This window comes from Streptomyces sp. NPDC051555 (genome assembly GCF_044454405.1).
Classification (GTDB): Bacteria; Actinomycetota; Actinomycetes; order Streptomycetales; family Streptomycetaceae; genus Streptomyces.
On sequence record NZ_JBITDP010000003.1, the window covers coordinates 396,805 to 412,327 of the forward strand.

Below are 15,523 nucleotides of genomic sequence, written 5' to 3' on the forward strand. Positions count from 1 at the left end.
GCACCCCGTGACGCGCACCCCATGACGCGTACCCCATGACACGACGCCCCATGAACACGACGAGGAGTCGTACGTTGACCCGCACCACCACCCCGGAGCCCGCGGCAGAGCCCGCAGCGGCAGCGCCGGCCGGCAGCAGTCTGCTGGCCGAGCTGATCGCGGCCGCGCACCGCCAGACCGAGGCCCGCCGCGCCGAGGTCCCGCTCGTCGAGATCGAGCGCAGGGCCGCCGCGGCTCCCCCCGTCCGGGACTTCGGCGCGGCCCTGCGCGCCCCCGGCCTCGGCGTCATCGCCGAGCTCAAGCCCCGCAGCCCGCTCAAGGGCCCGCTCACCGACGACTACCGGCCCGCCGAGCTGGCCCGCGCCTACGAGGCGGGCGGCGCCTGCGCGCTCTCGGTCCTCGCGCACACCGAGGGCTTCGGCGGCCGTCCCGAGGACCTGGCGACCGTACGGGAGGCCGTCGGCCTGCCCGTCATGCGCAAGGACTTCATCGTCGACGAGTACCAGATCGCGGAGGGCCGGGCCTTCGGCGCGGACGCGGTCCTGCTCGTGGTCGCGGCGCTGACCGGCGAGCGGCTGGCCCAGCTGTACGCGTACGCGACCGGCCTCGGCCTGCACGTCCTGGTGGAGGTGCACAGCGAGGCGGAGGCGCACACCGCACTCGGCCTCGGCGCCGTGAACATCGGGGTCAACCACCGCGACCTGCGCGACTTCCGCATGGACCTCGGGCTCACCGGCCGGCTGCGCCCGCAGGTCCCGGCCGACCGGGTGCTGATCGCCGAGAGCGGCGTACGCGGCCCGGCGGACGCCCGCCGCCTGCGCGCGGACGGCGCGGACGCGGTCCTGGTCGGCGAGACGCTGATGCGCTCGGCCGATCCGGCGGCGCTGGTGTCGCAACTGAAGGCCGCAGAAACCGACGAGACCGCAGAGAACACCCCCGAGGAGACCCGGTCATGACCACGACCACCAGCACCACTTCCTTCTTCCCGGACGCGGGGGGAGCGGTCCCGAACACCGAGGGCTATTTCGGTGATTTCGGTGGCAAGTTCATTCCGGAGGCGTTGGTGGCCGCGGTGGATGAGGTTGCGGCGGAGTATGAGAAGGCGAAGGTCGATCCGGCGTTCGCGGCTGAGTTGAATGATCTGTTGGTGAATTACACGGGTCGTCCGAGTGCGTTGACCGAGGTGCCGCGGTTCGCGGAGCACGCGGGCGGGGCGACGGTGTATCTGAAGCGTGAGGATCTGAACCACACGGGTTCGCACAAGATCAACAATGTGTTGGGTCAGGCGTTGCTGACCAAGCGCATGGGTAAGACGCGGGTGATCGCGGAGACCGGTGCGGGTCAGCACGGTGTGGCGACCGCCACCGCGTGTGCGTTGTTCGGTCTTGAGTGCACGATCTACATGGGTGAGATCGACACCGAGCGTCAGGCGTTGAACGTCGCCCGGATGCGGATGCTGGGCGCCGAGGTCATTGCGGTGAAGTCGGGTTCGCGGACGCTCAAGGACGCGATCAACGAGGCGTTCCGTGACTGGGTCGCGAATGTGGACCGGACGCATTATTTGTTCGGTACGGTCGCGGGTCCGCACCCGTTCCCGGCGATGGTGCGCGACTTCCACCGGGTGATCGGTGTGGAGGCGCGCCGTCAGATCCTGGAGCGTGAGGGACGCCTGCCGGACGCGGTGGCCGCGTGTGTGGGTGGCGGTTCGAATGCGATCGGTCTCTTCCACGCGTTCATCCCGGACGCGGACGTACGCCTGGTGGGCTTCGAGCCGGCGGGGCACGGGATCGAGACGGGTGAGCACGCGGCGACGTTGTCGGCGGGTGAGCCGGGGATCCTGCATGGTTCGCGTTCCTACGTGTTGCAGGACGAGGAGGGTCAGATCACCGAGCCGTATTCGATCTCGGCGGGTCTGGACTATCCGGGGATCGGTCCGGAGCACGCGTATTTGAAGGACGCGGGTCGGGGTGAGTACCGGGCGGTGACCGATGACCAGGCGATGCAGGCGCTGCGTCTGCTCTCGCGCACGGAGGGCATCATTCCGGCGATCGAGTCGGCGCACGCGCTGGCCGGGGCTCTGGAGTTGGGCAAGGAGCTGGGCAGGGACGGGCTGATCATCGTGAACCTGTCCGGTCGTGGGGACAAGGACATGGACACGGCGGCCCGCTACTTCGGCCTCTACGACGGCACCGAAGGAGCCACCAAGTGAGCACCACGACTGCGGGACAGGGCAACGTCCAGCTGCTGAGCGACACCCTGGCGAAGGCCAAGTCGCAGAATCGTGCGGCGCTGGTGGCGTATCTCCCGGCGGGTTTCCCGACCGTCGATGGTGGGATCGCGGCGATCAAGGCGATCATCGCGGGTGGCGCGGACGTCGTCGAGGTCGGGCTGCCGCACAGTGACCCGGTCCTGGACGGTCCGGTGATCCAGACCGCCGACGACATCGCGCTGCGCGGCGGCGTGAAGATCGCCGACGTGCTGCGCACGGTGCGCGAGGCGCACGAGGCGACGGGCGCGCCGGTGTTGGTGATGACGTATTGGAATCCGATCGACCGGTACGGGGTGGAGCGGTTCGCGGTGGAGTTGGCGGCGGCGGGTGGGGCGGGGTGCATCCTGCCGGATCTGCCGGTCCAGGAGTCCGCGTTGTGGCGCGAGCACGCCGACAAGTTGGGTCTGGCGACGGTGTTCGTCGTGGCGCCGTCCAGCAAGGATGCACGGTTGGCGACGATCACGGCTGCGGGTTCGGGTTTCGTGTACGCGGCGTCGTTGATGGGGGTGACGGGGACGCGGGTCTCGGTCGGTGAGCAGGCGCAGGACCTGGTGGCCCGGACCCGTAAGACCACGGACCTCCCGGTCTGTGTGGGGCTGGGTGTCTCCAACGCGGTGCAGGCGAAGGAGGTCGCGGTCTTCGCGGACGGTGTGATCGTCGGCTCGGCCTTCGTCAAGCTCCTCCTGGACGCCCCGGACCTCCCGGCCGGCCTCGCCGCCGTCCAGGCCCTGGCGGGCGAGCTCGCCGAAGGCGTACGGAGAGGCTAGCTGCAGCCCTTGCAGCAGCCCGGTTCGGCTCCGCGGTAGGCCAGGTCGCACCGCTCGCAGGTCTGCATCGGCAGCACCAGGAGCATCGGCGCCCGGCTTGAGGCAGCCACCCGCTCGGGCGGAATCTGGCTGGTGAGCCGGTAGGCGATCAGGGCGGCCGGATTCCGCGTGCGGGGCGGCAGATGGAGGGTGAGCGCGGCGGTCACGGCGTCCGGCGAGGCCCCGCGCTCCAGCCAGGTCTCGACCGCAGGCGTGAGCCGCTCGACGTCCCGCTCCCCGAGCAGCAACCGCGGATCCACCCCGCGCAGCCCTACGAGCACCCGCTCGGCCGCGTCCCTGCGCACGGCGCTGGCCGGGCCGGCGGGCCGGGGCAGCGGCCGCAACGGGGTGGCGACCGCCACCGATACCGGTAGCGCCTCGACCTCGGCCTCCGCCACCACGGGCTCGGCTCCCCGCCCCGCATCCGGCCCGGCTTCCTCCTCGGGGACGGCGTACCCGGGCCGGTTGTAGAACACGGTCCGGGTGACCACCTGCCCACCGGGCAGCCGATCCCGGGTGCGCTCCAGGTACCCGTGCTCCTCCAGCTCCCGCAGCGCCCGGGCGATCCGGTACTCGCTCTCGGGGAACCGGGCGGCGAGGTCCTTGATGCCGACGGGGGTGCCGGCCGGCAGCGACTGGATGTGCGTACCGAGGCCGATGCCCATCAGGGACATCTCGTCGTGCTGGGCGAGGTGGTTGCCCACCACGGTGAAGCGGCGGGTGTGCCGGATGTTGACGTGGATGACCCCGTACCGGGGACTCCCGTCGGCATTCCGGGACGAGGCGCGCGAGCGCACGTTAAGCTTCTGAATACCCATCGGGAAGTAGCTCTTCTCGCTGGTCAGGCCCCCGCCCGGGATTGCAGTCCCGCCGGGGGCCGACGCATGTCTGGACTTGTCGCGCCGAGCATATGCCAGCGAACCCCCATGAAAGCCAGCCCAGTTGGCCCCGTTCACCCATGTGAGCTACGCCCCGCCGCACCCCCGCCCGGGAGGCCGGAGGGGCTTGGCAGAGGCCTTTCGCTTCCCCAGTACTAACCCCTTACACAACTAACCCGACCGCCACGCGGAAACCCGCGATGCGGCTCCCGTGGCGCGGGCCCGGTCACGCCTCCAACAGGTCGTGCACGTACTCACCGAGTGCCGGGCCCGGCGTCGAGGAACTCGGCGAACCATGGAAGTCGCCCTCGGCGAGCCGGTCTGCGGCTGCTTCCCGGCGGGGAGCGTCCGCGTGCGGCATCACCCTGACCCACTCAAGAACGAGCCTGGTGCGATTGAATCAAACGTCTCACGCAGCTCGTCGCGGGCTTCGGTGAAGCGCCATCCCAGCACCGGCAATTGCCAGTAACCGTAATTTGGGTGGATCGCTGGAGTGGACTTGAGTCAGGCGATCGGGGCGAACTTTTCGAGGGCTGCCCGCGCGTGGCGGAACCGAGGTGCGTCCTTGATGGTGTTGTCCATCTCCAGTCGGGCTGGGGCCGCTCTTCGCGCAGGGTCTATCTCGCCCGATGCGGCTAGGTGGAGGGCCAGCCTGCCGAATCCCAGGCTCGTTGGAAGTCCGCTGACGTCACCAAGCGTGCCGTGAAGTAGGGCAGCTTGTTTACGTCTTTAATCTCCCCGACCGGAACTTCGCTCAGCCCGATGTCTAGGGATTCGTGAACGTCGTCACTCTTCAGCATGCGCCCATTCGTGTAACGGTGCACCTTCCGTGTTTCGTATCCGTCTGGCCCGATCTCGCTGTAGATGGTGGTGGGGTCATCGTTCGGCTCGTGCAGCCATTCTACTTTCCAATATTCCACGGCTCAGTTTTCTCGGTGGCTGACTATGTGGCTGACGGACCCGGTCGCGGCTCCCTCTTCGATCCCGCCTCGGCGATGGCCTGGATGATGAGGTCCATGTCTTCGTTCGCGGCGGCGCAGAACTCCTGGTCGGATTGCACGATCGAGAGACGGGCTTCACTGATCCCTTCCCCGTTTGGTCCTGTCGCCGAGTTGGCGAGTCGGAGGGGGAGGATGAACGAGTTCTTTCGCTCGACAAGGGTCCACTCGGTGTTCTTTGGTGCAGTGCGTGCGATTGAAGTGAATGTTTCACGCAGGTCGTCGCGGGCTTCAGCGAAGCGCCACGCCAGTTCTGGTAGCTGCCAGGACCCGTAAGTGGGATGGATTGCGGGAATCGACTTAAGTCGAATGAGCGGAGCGAACTGCTCAAGCGCTTCTCGCGCTTGAATGAATCGCGAATCGTTCATATCGCTACTCACCTCCATTGGCGTTTTGGGGAGGGGGTCCAAGGTCCATTTTGCCTAATGACCCGTTCGTTGTTTTCGGAGCGCATCGCCCTCTCGTAGTCTCCGCTGGGGATCGGGTTGCTGCTCATTGTTGGATCGTATATGTATCGACCGTCGGTGTATACCTCGTGAAAATCCCACGTGGCTATGGTGTTTCCGCCCGCTTCGGGTGTTCGAATGGTTCCCGACGGCGTAATGTAGTGGATTATCTTCCCCTCGCCACCGGCGCGGTCGAATATGTATTTTGAGATGTCTGAGCAGTCTATATAGTCACCCTTAGGTGCTGCTCGCATGAGATCTGTCAGCTTTTGGCTCGGTGGGTGATCCGGGTGCGGGTCCCGGAATTCGAAGGGTCCGCGCTCCGGGCATCCCTCCGGTGCCAGCCCCAACGGGTCGGCCCACGTGTGGGGGTTGTGGACGTAGGTCGTCGGGTTGGGGGCGGGGGAGAGGCCCAGGGGGTCCGGGGTGAGGTAGCGGGCCGTTTCCGGGTCGTAGGTGCGGAAGACGTTGTGGTGGAGGCCGGATTCCGGGTCGTAGTACTGGCCCGGGAAGCGGAGCGGGGTGTAGGCGGTGGCGTCGCGGTTCCAGGTCGTGGTGCCCCAGAGGGTGGTGCGGGTGTGCCAGGCGACCTCGCCCGCCTCGTCGATCAGCTGGGTCGGGGTGCCGATCAGGTCCGTGACGATCGCGAAGAAGCGGTCGTCGACGCCCTCCTGGTCCAGGTGTTCGGTCTGGGTCAGGGGGTGCAGGCCCCGGTGGGTCCACGTCAGGGTGACCGGGCCCGTGCTCTGCTCGCAGAGGGTGGCGCCGTCCCAGGTGAACAGGACCCGCTCCGTCGGGCTCTGCTTCGAGGTGCGGCGGCCCAGGGGGTCGTAGGTGTAGGTCCAGCGGGTGCCGTCGGGGGTGGTGACCGCCGCCAGCTGGTCCTCCGCGTTCCATTCGTAGCGCCAGGTGTCGGGCTTGCGGGACGGGCGCGTCTTCTGGCGCAGCACCGTCCGGCCCAGGGCGTCGTACTCGTAGCGGACCGCGCCCGCCCGGGTGAGCCGGGTGCCGGTGTAGGCGCGCGTCCCCTGGGCCTCGGCCCCCGGGTGGCGGTCGGGCCAGGAGGCCGAGGTCTGGTTGCCCGCCTCGTCGTACGCGTACCGCTCCGACCACGAGCCCGCCTCCACCGCGGTGACCCGCGCGGCCGCGTCGAGCGTGAAGGTGCGCGGTCCGGTGAGGGAGTCCTCGGTCCCGGTCAGGTGGCCGTCGGCGCGGTAGCCGTAGCCCCGGCGCTGGAGCGTGCGCCCGTCCCGGCCGACGACCGACTGCGCGGTCGTGCGGCCCGACTCGTCGTACTCCTGGGTGAGGGATACGGCGCCCACCGTCCGCGCGAGCTCCTGGCCCGCCGCGTCGTGCGTGAAGGTCAGGATGCGGCCGGAGGTCGTCAGGGCCGTGCTCCGCCCCGCCGCGTCGTACGCCCACTCGGACCGTGCGCCGCTGGGCGTCGTACGGGCACTGCGGCGGCCCAGGGCGTCGTACGCGTAGCTCAGCGTGCGGCCGTCGACCGTCTCCGAGCGGATCCTGCCCGCGCGGTCGCGCAGCCGGGTGAGGGTGGAATCCGGTGAGGTCACCGAGACCAGCCGGTCCGAGACGTCGTACTCGTACGCCGTCGAGCCGGCCGGAGTCCGCTTGCCGACGACCTGGCCCAGGGCGTTGTGCTCGTAGCGGGTGACCTCGGACAGCGCGTTCGTACGGGACACCAGCCGGCCCGCCGCGTCGTGGCCGTAGGTCAGGGCGCGGCCGTCGAAGTCCGACTCCGAGGCGAGTCGTCCCGCCGGGTCGTAGCGGTAACTCCACTCCAAGCCCTGCGGGTTGGTCACGCCCGTCAGGCGCAGCTCCGTATCGTGCGCGAACGCGTACCGGGCCCCGTCAGGGCCGGTACGGGCCACCAACAGGTCGAAGTCCCCGTACTCGGAGACCGTCACCCCGCCCGCCGCGTCCGTGTGGGTCAGGCAGTTGCCCTCGGCGTCGTACGTCCACGATTCGGCGCTGCCGTCCGCGTACGCGCGGCGCAGCAGTCGCCCCTCCACGCTCCACGTGAGGTGGGTGGTGCGGCCCAGGGGGTCCGTCACCGCGACCGGGCGGCCGAAGGCGTCGCGCTCGTACGTCGTGGTCGCGCCCAGCGGGTCCGTGGTCGACACGACCAGGCCCGCGGCGTCCGAACGCACCGCCGTCGTCGCGTCCAGCGCGTCCGTCACGGCCGACAGGTGGCCCCGCGCGTCGTGGGCGAAGCGGGTCGTGACGCCCGACGGGTCGGTGACCGAGGTCCGGCGGCCCCGGGCGTCGTACGTCTGGCGGACCGTCGTGCCGTCCGGGTTCGCCACCTTCACCGGCAGGCCGCGGGCGTCGTACTCCGCCCGGGTCGCGCGGCCGTCCGGGCGGATGACCGCGAGGAGGTGCCCCTCCTCGCTCCACTCGAAGCGGGTGGTGTGCCCCAGCGGGTCCGTACGGGACAGGAGCCGGTGGTGGCGGTCGTGGGTGAAGCGGGTGGTCGCACCCATGGGGTCGGTCGTCGACACGACCCGGGCCCGGTCGGCCACCCCGTACAGCGTGCGGTGGCCCAGCGAGTCCGTGAGGGTGGTCAGGCCGTCCTCATAGGCGAACCGGATGTTCAGGTGCCCGTTGGCGCCGGACTGGGCCACGCAGCGGTGACGGTCGTCGTAGACGTAGTCGAAGCGGCGCTCGTTGGTGTCGGTCCAGGACGTGATCCGGCCCAGCTCGTCGTAGCCGAAGCGCAACGGGCGGCCGCTGGAGTTGGTGACCTCGGTGAGGTGGCCGTCCGTGTAGGCGTAGCGCAGGATCTCGGTGCCCGACGCGCTCAGGCCGGTTATTCGGCCTTCGGCCGAGGCCAGGGTCACTTCGTAGCCGCCGCTGTGGGTGATGCGCAGCGGCGCGCCCGTCGTCTCGTCGTAGGCGTACGAGATCCACGCGCCCGAGCGGTCGTCCTGCTGGGTCAGCAGGCCCTCTGGCGAGAAGTGGCGCACCTGACCGCTCTCGGGGTCGGTGACCGTGTAGCAGCCGTCCGGGTCGCGGGCCAGGGGCCAGCGTTGTCCGAGGGCCGGTAGTACCGGGACTCCCGGCGCCGGATGCGGATAGGAGAGGAGGCTGCCGTCCGCGCGGACGAGGATCACGCCCTCGGCGTCGATCTCCAGGCGCTGGTCGACGGTGGAGACCCAGGTGGGACCGAACCAGCGGCCCGACCGGTAAGAGGATTCGAAAGTTCGGCTGAATATCAGCGGTAGTGATCCCGGGAGGACCAGGTCGGTCTGGGGGAGGACCATCCGGCCCGTCGCGACGTCGACCGGGTCTCCCTCGCACGTTTTGTCGGCCTGCTGTCGCGAGCGCTCCTGCTCGGCACCGCGCAGGTCCTCGCGGGCCGAGGGAGCGTGGGCCCCCTTGGAGCCCGGCCGGAGGTCCTCCGCCAGGCGGCCCGCCCGCAGGCCCTCGGCGACCCGCCCCGCGCCCTTCGCGCCGATGATCTCGGGGATCAGCTTGCCGATGCCCTCGCCCGGGTCCTTCGCGAATTCGTCGACCATCGCCTTGCCGGCAGCCAAGGGGTCGTTCGCGGAGACGAGCAGTCCGGCGGCCGTCTGGTTCAGCCGCATCCGGTATTCAGCGGGGTGCGCGACGTTGTACGGGTCGTGCGGGTCCAGGGCACGAACGAAGTTGACCAGGCCCGCCGTGCCCTTGATGACGCCACCCGCGACATGACCCGCGTTGAGCGAGGTCAGGGCCATGTTGCTGACCTGTTGTTCCGCGAACGACGGCATCGGTGGCGCCGCGTCGCGCGCCGCCTCCAGGGCCGTGACCGCCGTGCGGGAGGCGTCGTCGCGCTGCCGGCGGGCCTCGGCCAGCTTCTCGTGCGCGGCCTTGATCCCCTCCGCGCCCGGGTCGGTGAAGCCCGCGGGCCGGGTCGGGAGCGGGTCCGCCTTGGCGTCGAGCGCCGCGTTGTAGTCATCGACCCGGGCGTTGTAGGCGGTGCGCGCCGTCTCGGAGGTCCTGAGCGCGCTCTTGTACGCCGCGATGGCCTCCCGGGCCTGGCCCTGGGCCCATTCCACGGTGCCCGCGAAGTGCGTCAGCGCGCCCGCCGCCTCGGCGAAGGCGTCCGCGGCCTTGAACCACGGCGGGGTCTGCCGCGCGAGGGCCGTGCGGAAGGCGTCCGCGCTCTCGCCCTTGAGTGCGGCGGAGTCCAGCCCCTTGAGGCCGGCCCCGGTACGGTCGCAGGCCGTTTGGAGGTCGGTCAGGTGGGCGGCGGTGGAGCGGAGCTTGGTGGGGCTGCCGTGGACGAGCTTCTTCGGGTCGTCGCTCTGGCCGAGCTGGACCTCGGCGACGTCGGCGCCGAGCCAGTTCGCGGCGGAGTCGACCGTTTCGCGGACCGCGTTCGCCCCCTTCCGCCAGCCGGCGGCCTCCAGGGTGTCCGCGGCCTTGTCGCCCACCCACTCGACGCCCTCGCCCACCACCTCGGCGGCGTCGTCCGCCCAGTCAGGGAGGTAGTCCTTGAGACCCATCAGCCCTCGTCCCCCCGAGCCACCCGCGCCTGGGCCCGGTCGATGAGGGCCGGGTCCACCCCCGCCGCCTCGGCCGCGCGGTCCACCGCGGCCCCGCCGAAGCCCTCGGTGGAGACCCTGCGGCCGGCGTCGGTCCAGGTCCGTTCGATGCCCTCGGCGGCGCGACGGTCGGCCTCCGGGCCGAAGTCCGGCTCGTACGGGTTGCCCTGGACGATCTCGTCCCAGGACCTGCCCTCGATCTCGTCCTCGCTCGCGTGCGGGTTGCCGTAGAGGGAGTTCGCGCCGACCTTGAAGGCGCCCTGGAGGTACTGGTCCTCCTCCCAGAGCGCGCCCGCGGACAGACCGAGGTCCTGGGCCAGTCCGCCGACGCCCTGGACGAGTGCCCGTACCCCCCACTCCCAGCGCCCGCAGAAGTCCTCGAAGACCGAGGCGAGCGCCGGGTGGCCCGCCTCCATGCCGGTCAGGGCCAGGCCGCCGAAGCCCGCGCCGAACGAAGCGCCCGCCGAGGACGCCTGGATGCCGCCGATCTCGTCCAGCTCCGCCGTCGTCGCCCTCAAGCCGCTCAGTACCTGTTCGACGGCCACCGGATCCACCGCCAGGTTCTTCGACGGGTCGTTGCCGCCGTCACCCCTCATGTCCCACCCCCGTGCTCGAAACGGCAGCGTAGAAGGCCGCGCGGGTGGGTTGATCTTTGCGGGTGCGGATCCGGCCAGGGGACTCCCAGGGGCCGCCTTCGGGCTGGTCAGGGGCTGTGAGAGGCTCCGCTCACAAAGATCACGGGGGTGGGGCATGACAAACGACGAAAGCCACGGCGGGAGCGGGTCCGGCGTTTCCGACGACGAGTGGGCGCGGTTCGTGCGGGACGCCGAGCGGGGGACCGGGGAGGCTCCCAAGGAGCCGTCGGCGCGGGCCCGGATGGTGACGGAGCGGCTGCGCCGCGAGGACGAGCAGCGGGCCGCCGCCGCCCGCGGACGGTTCGGGCGCCGCGGCAGGTCCGTACCCGCCGAGCCGCCCGGCTGGCGGACCGGGCCGGCCTGGCAGGAGATGCAGGGCCGGGGCAAGGCCAAGCGGCGGATCAAGGCCACCCTGGCCATCGTCTTCGTCGCGGGCCTCGCGATGGTCGCCCTGCGGCCCGAGCTGCTGGTCGACAAGCTGACGGGGGAGGGGGACCGGGAGGCGCCCGGCCGGGCCGCGAGCGCCGCCCCGCTGCCCGCCGAGACCGCACGGCCGACCGCGGCTCCGGGGCCGGTGGACCCGGACCGGCCGACCCTCAAGGAGCCCTTCCTCGGCTCCCCGGCCCTCCAGTGGGCGGACGGCGCCGCCGGCATCGAGCTGCCGGCCGCCACCGCGGTGAACGGGATCCCCCAGGAAGAGGTCGCGTCCCTGCTGGCCCGCACCCGGGACCTGCTCATCGCCTCGAACCTGGACCCCGCGGTCCTGGGCGGGGGACGGCCCGAGGTCGCCCTGGCACTCCTGGACCCGCTGCAGGACGACGTCAAGGGCGTCATGGAGCGGGCGCTGGAGAAGCCCTCGGCGCAGGACAACCCGCTGTTCCTCTTCAGCCGCTTCGACCCGGCGGAGGTGCGCTTCCACGGCGGGGTCGTCAAGACCCGGGGCCGGATGACCGTCGAGGGCGGCAAGGAGGGGGAGGTGCTCGTGCACGCCGACTACTCCTTCGTCTACCCGGTCGTGCGCGCGAAGGGCGGTTCCGACGAGGTGGCCCGCACGATCGTCCGGCGCACCGTGACGACGGCCTACCACGACCCGAAGCGCTGGCGGGCGACCGACGGCACGCTGCAGCTCGTGGAGTGGAAGGAGAGCGCGGGCAACGACGACTGCTCCCGGGACGGGACCGGCTACCTGCACCCGCAGTTCGCCAGTGACCGGCGTACGTCGCCGAGCCCGACCGGGTCGGTCACGGACCCGTACGACCGGAGCACGCCGCTGGACGCGCTGCCGCAGGACTGCGGGACCGTTTCCCGGTCCTGACCCCCCGCCCCGGCGGCCCCTGCGGCCGGGGCGCGCACGGCGCGGCACGGCGCTGCGTGGTGCGGTTTGACCACGCAGCGCGACGGGGTATTGTTCTGCGCCCGATTGGCGCCATACGTGTCGGGTATGGCAGACTACTCAAGTTGCTCGGCTGAGTGCCGATGCTGCGCGCCTCCCGCCGGGAGGACCGGAAGCGAGTCCCACAGTACTCGTCGCCTTCATCTGCCCTCCGGGGCAGCACTGGGGCGGACGTACGGGAATCTTCTGGGAAGTGTCAGCACGGAGTAGGCCAGGCGCTCGGTGGGTGTTTCTCCCCCGATGCGCGGTCTTGGGACCGCACCCCCTTGGCAGGGAATTTCCTATGGAAATTTCTTTGGAGGGAGTGCGACACGCCCGACCGCGTGGGTCGGAGGAGGAGCTGCGGAGGAATCCGCGGCCGACCGGGAGCCAGAGCGTTTCCACAACAGACAGGACTACGGAGTAGCCATGGCGGGACAGAAGATCCGCATCCGGCTCAAGGCCTACGACCACGAGGTCATCGATTCCTCGGCGAAGAAGATCGTCGAGACGGTGACGCGCACTGGTGCGTCGGTCGCGGGCCCGGTGCCGCTGCCCACTGAGAAGAACGTGTACTGCGTCATCAAGTCGCCGCACAAGTACAAGGACTCGCGCGAGCACTTCGAGATGCGCACGCACAAGCGCCTGATCGACATCCTCGACCCGACGCCCAAGACCGTTGACTCGCTGATGCGCCTGGACCTTCCGGCCGGCGTTGACATCGAGATCAAGCTCTGAGAGGCACGGAGAAGATGGCAAAGCAGATCAAGGGCGTCCTGGGCGAGAAGCTCGGCATGACCCAGGTCTGGGACGAGAACAACCGTGTCGTCCCGGTCACTGTCGTCAAGGCTGGGCCCTGCGTCGTTACCCAGGTCCGTAAGAACGACATCGATGGCTACGAGTCGGTCCAGATCGCCTTCGGCGAGATTGACCCGCGCAAGGTGAACAAGCCCCTCAAGGGTCACTTCGCCAAGGCCGATGTAACCCCGCGCCGCCACCTGGTGGAGCTCCGCACCTCCGACGCCAGCGAGTACACGCTCGGCCAGGAGATCACCGCTGCTGTGTTCGAGTCCGGCGTCAAGGTCGACGTCACGGGCAACAGCAAGGGCAAGGGCTTCGCCGGTGTCATGAAGCGTCACAACTTCAAGGGCCTCGGCGCCGGCCACGGCGTGCAGCGCAAGCACCGCTCCCCCGGTTCGATCGGTGGCTGCGCCACCCCTGGGCGTGTCTTCAAGGGCATGCGCATGGCCGGTCGTATGGGTAACGAGCGCGTCACCACCCAGAACCTGACCATCCACGCGGTTGACGCGGAGAAGGGTCTGCTCCTCATCAAGGGTGCGGTCCCCGGTCCGAACGGCGGCCTCGTCCTGGTCCGTACCGCGGCCAAGGGGGCTTGAGGTAATGAGCACCATTGACATCCTTTCGCCGGCAGGCGACAAGGCCGGTACCGTTGAACTCCCCGCGGAGATCTTCGACGCCAAGACCAGCGTTCCGCTGATCCACCAGGTCGTTGTCGCTCAGCTGGCTGCTGCCCGTCAGGGCACGCACAAGACCAAGCGTCGCGGCGAAGTCCGTGGTGGTGGCCGCAAGCCGTACCGCCAGAAGGGCACCGGCCGCGCCCGTCAGGGTTCGACCCGCGCTCCGCAGTTCGTCGGCGGTGGCGTCGTCCACGGCCCGCAGCCGCGTGACTACTCGCAGCGGACCCCGAAGAAGATGAAGGCCGCCGCTCTCCGCGGTGCCCTGTCGGACCGTGCGCGTCACTCCCGCATCCACGTCATCACCGGCGTGGTCGAGGGTGCCGCCTCCACGAAGGCCGCCAAGACGCTGTTCGGCAAGATCTCGGAGCGCAAGAACCTGCTCCTGGTCGTCGACCGCGCCGACGAGGCTGCGTGGCTGTCCGCCCGCAACCTGCCCCAGGTGCACATCCTGGAGCCGGGCCAGCTGAACACGTACGACGTGATCGTCTCTGATGACGTGGTCTTCACCCAGGCCGCTTTCGAGTCCTTCGTGTCTGGCCCCAAGGCCGACGAGACCGAAGGGAGCGACGCGTAATGTCTGACGCGACCGTTACCAGCAAGACCTTCAACGACCCGCGCGACCTGCTGATCAAGCCGGTTGTCTCGGAGAAGAGCTACGCGCTGCTCGACGAGAACAAGTACACGTTCATCGTCGCGCCGGGCTCGAACAAGACCCAGATCAAGCAGGCTGTGGAAGCGGTCTTCTCGGTCAAGGTCACCGGGGTCAACACGATCAACCGTCAGGGTAAGCGCAAGCGCACCAAGACCGGTTTCGGCAAGCGCGCTGACACCAAGCGCGCCATCGTGACCCTCGCTGAGGGCGACCGAATCGACATCTTCGGCGGCCAGGCCTCCTAACGGGGGTCTAGTCGTCCGGAATCGGACGAGGACTGAGAAATGGGTATCCGCAAGTACAAGCCGACGACCCCGGGCCGTCGTGGCTCCAGCGTCGCCGACTTTGTCGAGATCACGCGGTCCACGCCGGAGAAGTCGCTGGTTCGCCCGCTGCACAGCAAGGGCGGCCGTAACAACACCGGTCGGATCACTGTTCGCCACCAGGGTGGTGGCCACAAGCGCGCCTACCGCGTGATCGACTTCCGTCGTCACGACAAGGACGGCGTGCCGGCCAAGGTCGCTCACATCGAGTACGACCCGAACCGCACCGCGCGCATCGCGCTCCTGCACTACGCAGACGGCGAGAAGCGCTACATCATCGCCCCGGCCAAGCTGAGCCAGGGCGACCGGATTGAGAACGGCCCTGGCGCCGACATCAAGCCGGGTAACAACCTCCCGCTCCGCAACATCCCGGTCGGTACCACGATCCACGCGATCGAGCTCCGTCCCGGTGGTGGCGCCAAGTTCGCCCGCTCTGCCGGTTCTTCCGTGCAGCTGCTGGCGAAGGAGGGCCAGTACGCCCACCTGCGTATGCCGTCGGGCGAGGTTCGCCTGGTCGACGTCCGCTGCCGCGCCACGATCGGCGAGGTCGGCAACGCCGAGCAGTCGAACATCAACTGGGGCAAGGCCGGCCGTATGCGCTGGAAGGGCGTTCGCCCCTCCGTCCGCGGTGTCGCGATGAACCCGGTCGACCACCCGCACGGTGGTGGTGAGGGTAAGACCTCCGGTGGTCGTCACCCGGTCTCCCCGTGGGGTCAGAAGGAGGGTCGTACTCGCTCGCCGAAGAAGGCTTCGAGCAAGTACATCGTCCGCCGCCGCAAGACGAACAAGAAGCGCTAGGAGCGGGTTTAGATGCCGCGCAGTCTCAAGAAGGGACCCTTCGTCGACGGACACCTCATCAAGAAGGTGGACGTACAGAACGAAGCTGGTACCAAGAACGTCATCAAGACCTGGTCCCGTCGCTCGATGATCATCCCGGCCATGCTGGGTCACACCATCGCGGTGCACAACGGCAAGATCCACGTCCCGGTGTTCGTCACCGAGTCGATGGTCGGCCACAAGCTCGGCGAGTTCTCGCCGACTCGCACCTTCCGCGGCCACGTCAAGGACGACCGGAAGTCGAAGCGCCGCTAAAGGCGGGGTGGTAACGACTATGACTTA

At 69.4% G+C, this 15,523-nt stretch carries 15 protein-coding genes; 10 read left to right on the top strand and 5 right to left on the bottom strand.

What is annotated here, in order from left to right; genetic code table 11:
• Window positions 1–74 precede the first annotated feature (74 nt).
• From trpC to trpA, 3 genes are read left to right on the top strand one after another with little or no spacing between them, the layout of a single operon-like run.
• Window positions 75–956: an indole-3-glycerol phosphate synthase TrpC gene (trpC, locus tag ACIBEA_RS10245; protein ID WP_399259399.1), complete on the top strand. Its 882-nt coding sequence runs from the start codon at window positions 75–77 to the stop codon at window positions 954–956.
• Entirely contained in the window at window positions 953–2,209 is a 1,257-nt protein-coding gene (gene trpB, locus ACIBEA_RS10250) for a tryptophan synthase subunit beta (RefSeq protein WP_399259400.1), read from the top strand. The genes trpC and trpB overlap by 4 nt, the downstream gene beginning before the upstream one ends.
• Window positions 2,206–3,036: a tryptophan synthase subunit alpha gene (trpA, locus tag ACIBEA_RS10255; protein ID WP_399259401.1), complete on the top strand. Its 831-nt coding sequence runs from the start codon at window positions 2,206–2,208 to the stop codon at window positions 3,034–3,036. Before trpB ends, trpA begins: the two co-directional genes overlap by 4 nt.
• Here the strand turns inward: trpA and ACIBEA_RS10260 are convergent.
• The 5 genes from ACIBEA_RS10260 to ACIBEA_RS10280 form a co-directional block, all read right to left on the bottom strand.
• Entirely contained in the window at window positions 3,033–3,893 is an 861-nt protein-coding gene (locus ACIBEA_RS10260; RefSeq protein ID WP_399259402.1) for a helix-turn-helix domain-containing protein, read from the bottom strand. The two genes, trpA and ACIBEA_RS10260, sit on opposite strands and share 4 nt — an antisense overlap.
• A gap of 695 nt (window positions 3,894–4,588) precedes the next feature.
• Window positions 4,589–4,873, bottom strand: coding sequence for a DUF6881 domain-containing protein (locus ACIBEA_RS10265; protein ID WP_399259403.1), 285 nt, complete (start codon window positions 4,871–4,873; stop codon window positions 4,589–4,591).
• Window positions 4,874–4,896: 23 nt separating this feature from the next.
• Window positions 4,897–5,319, bottom strand: a complete 423-nt coding sequence (locus ACIBEA_RS10270) for a hypothetical protein (RefSeq protein ID WP_399259404.1) — start codon at window positions 5,317–5,319, stop codon at window positions 4,897–4,899.
• A gap of 8 nt (window positions 5,320–5,327) precedes the next feature.
• A complete protein-coding gene (locus ACIBEA_RS10275; RefSeq protein WP_399259405.1) occupies window positions 5,328–9,905 on the bottom strand; it encodes a putative T7SS-secreted protein in 4,578 nt (1,525 codons plus the stop codon).
• Window positions 9,905–10,540 carry a hypothetical protein gene (locus tag ACIBEA_RS10280; protein ID WP_399259406.1) on the bottom strand — a complete coding sequence of 212 codons (636 nt, stop codon included), beginning with the start codon at window positions 10,538–10,540 and terminating at the stop codon, window positions 9,905–9,907. The genes ACIBEA_RS10275 and ACIBEA_RS10280 overlap by 1 nt, the downstream gene beginning before the upstream one ends.
• 154 nt (window positions 10,541–10,694) lie before the next feature.
• Here ACIBEA_RS10280 and ACIBEA_RS10285 point away from each other — a divergent pair, with 154 nt between their 5' ends.
• From ACIBEA_RS10285 to rpsS, 7 genes are all read left to right on the top strand, one after another.
• Complete coding sequence (locus tag ACIBEA_RS10285) at window positions 10,695–11,894, top strand: hypothetical protein (RefSeq protein ID WP_399259407.1); 1,200 nt, start codon at window positions 10,695–10,697, stop codon at window positions 11,892–11,894.
• 486 nt (window positions 11,895–12,380) lie between these two features.
• The gene (rpsJ, locus tag ACIBEA_RS10290; RefSeq protein ID WP_003948644.1) at window positions 12,381–12,689 is read left to right on the top strand and encodes a 30S ribosomal protein S10; all 309 of its coding nucleotides are present in this window, start codon (window positions 12,381–12,383) and stop codon (window positions 12,687–12,689) included.
• A 14-nt stretch (window positions 12,690–12,703) separates the two neighbouring features.
• The gene (rplC, locus tag ACIBEA_RS10295; protein WP_215015311.1) at window positions 12,704–13,348 is read left to right on the top strand and encodes a 50S ribosomal protein L3; all 645 of its coding nucleotides are present in this window, start codon (window positions 12,704–12,706) and stop codon (window positions 13,346–13,348) included.
• Window positions 13,349–13,352: 4 nt separating this feature from the next.
• Complete coding sequence (rplD, locus tag ACIBEA_RS10300) at window positions 13,353–14,003, top strand: 50S ribosomal protein L4 (RefSeq protein WP_030725940.1); 651 nt, start codon at window positions 13,353–13,355, stop codon at window positions 14,001–14,003.
• Window positions 14,003–14,326 (top strand): 50S ribosomal protein L23, encoded by a 324-nt coding sequence (rplW, locus tag ACIBEA_RS10305; protein ID WP_215143989.1) that lies wholly within the window; start codon window positions 14,003–14,005, stop codon window positions 14,324–14,326. The genes rplD and rplW overlap by 1 nt, the downstream gene beginning before the upstream one ends.
• Window positions 14,327–14,365: 39 nt before the next feature.
• Window positions 14,366–15,202, top strand: a complete 837-nt coding sequence (gene rplB / locus ACIBEA_RS10310; protein ID WP_399259408.1) for a 50S ribosomal protein L2 — start codon at window positions 14,366–14,368, stop codon at window positions 15,200–15,202.
• Window positions 15,203–15,214: 12 nt separating this feature from the next.
• Window positions 15,215–15,496 carry a 30S ribosomal protein S19 gene (gene rpsS / locus ACIBEA_RS10315; RefSeq protein ID WP_023539342.1) on the top strand — a complete coding sequence of 94 codons (282 nt, stop codon included), beginning with the start codon at window positions 15,215–15,217 and terminating at the stop codon, window positions 15,494–15,496.
• Window positions 15,497–15,523: the final 27 nt, after the last annotated feature.

Bases quoted from the DNA above. Each gene is read 5' to 3' on its own strand.
- trpB (WP_399259400.1), top strand. From the start codon at position 953: ATGACCACGACCACCAGCACCACTTCCTTCTTCCCGGACGCGGGGGGA.
- ACIBEA_RS10260 (WP_399259402.1), bottom strand. From the start codon at position 3,893: ATGGGTATTCAGAAGCTTAACGTGCGCTCGCGCGCCTCGTCCCGGAAT.
- ACIBEA_RS10270 (WP_399259404.1), bottom strand. From the start codon at position 5,319: ATGAACGATTCGCGATTCATTCAAGCGCGAGAAGCGCTTGAGCAGTTC.
- ACIBEA_RS10275 (WP_399259405.1), bottom strand. From the start codon at position 9,905: ATGGGTCTCAAGGACTACCTCCCTGACTGGGCGGACGACGCCGCCGAG.
- ACIBEA_RS10280 (WP_399259406.1), bottom strand. From the start codon at position 10,540: ATGAGGGGTGACGGCGGCAACGACCCGTCGAAGAACCTGGCGGTGGAT.
- ACIBEA_RS10285 (WP_399259407.1), top strand. From the start codon at position 10,695: ATGACAAACGACGAAAGCCACGGCGGGAGCGGGTCCGGCGTTTCCGAC.
- rpsJ (WP_003948644.1), top strand. From the start codon at position 12,381: ATGGCGGGACAGAAGATCCGCATCCGGCTCAAGGCCTACGACCACGAG.
- rplC (WP_215015311.1), top strand. From the start codon at position 12,704: ATGGCAAAGCAGATCAAGGGCGTCCTGGGCGAGAAGCTCGGCATGACC.
- rplD (WP_030725940.1), top strand. From the start codon at position 13,353: ATGAGCACCATTGACATCCTTTCGCCGGCAGGCGACAAGGCCGGTACC.
- rplW (WP_215143989.1), top strand. From the start codon at position 14,003: ATGTCTGACGCGACCGTTACCAGCAAGACCTTCAACGACCCGCGCGAC.
- rplB (WP_399259408.1), top strand. From the start codon at position 14,366: ATGGGTATCCGCAAGTACAAGCCGACGACCCCGGGCCGTCGTGGCTCC.
- rpsS (WP_023539342.1), top strand. From the start codon at position 15,215: ATGCCGCGCAGTCTCAAGAAGGGACCCTTCGTCGACGGACACCTCATC.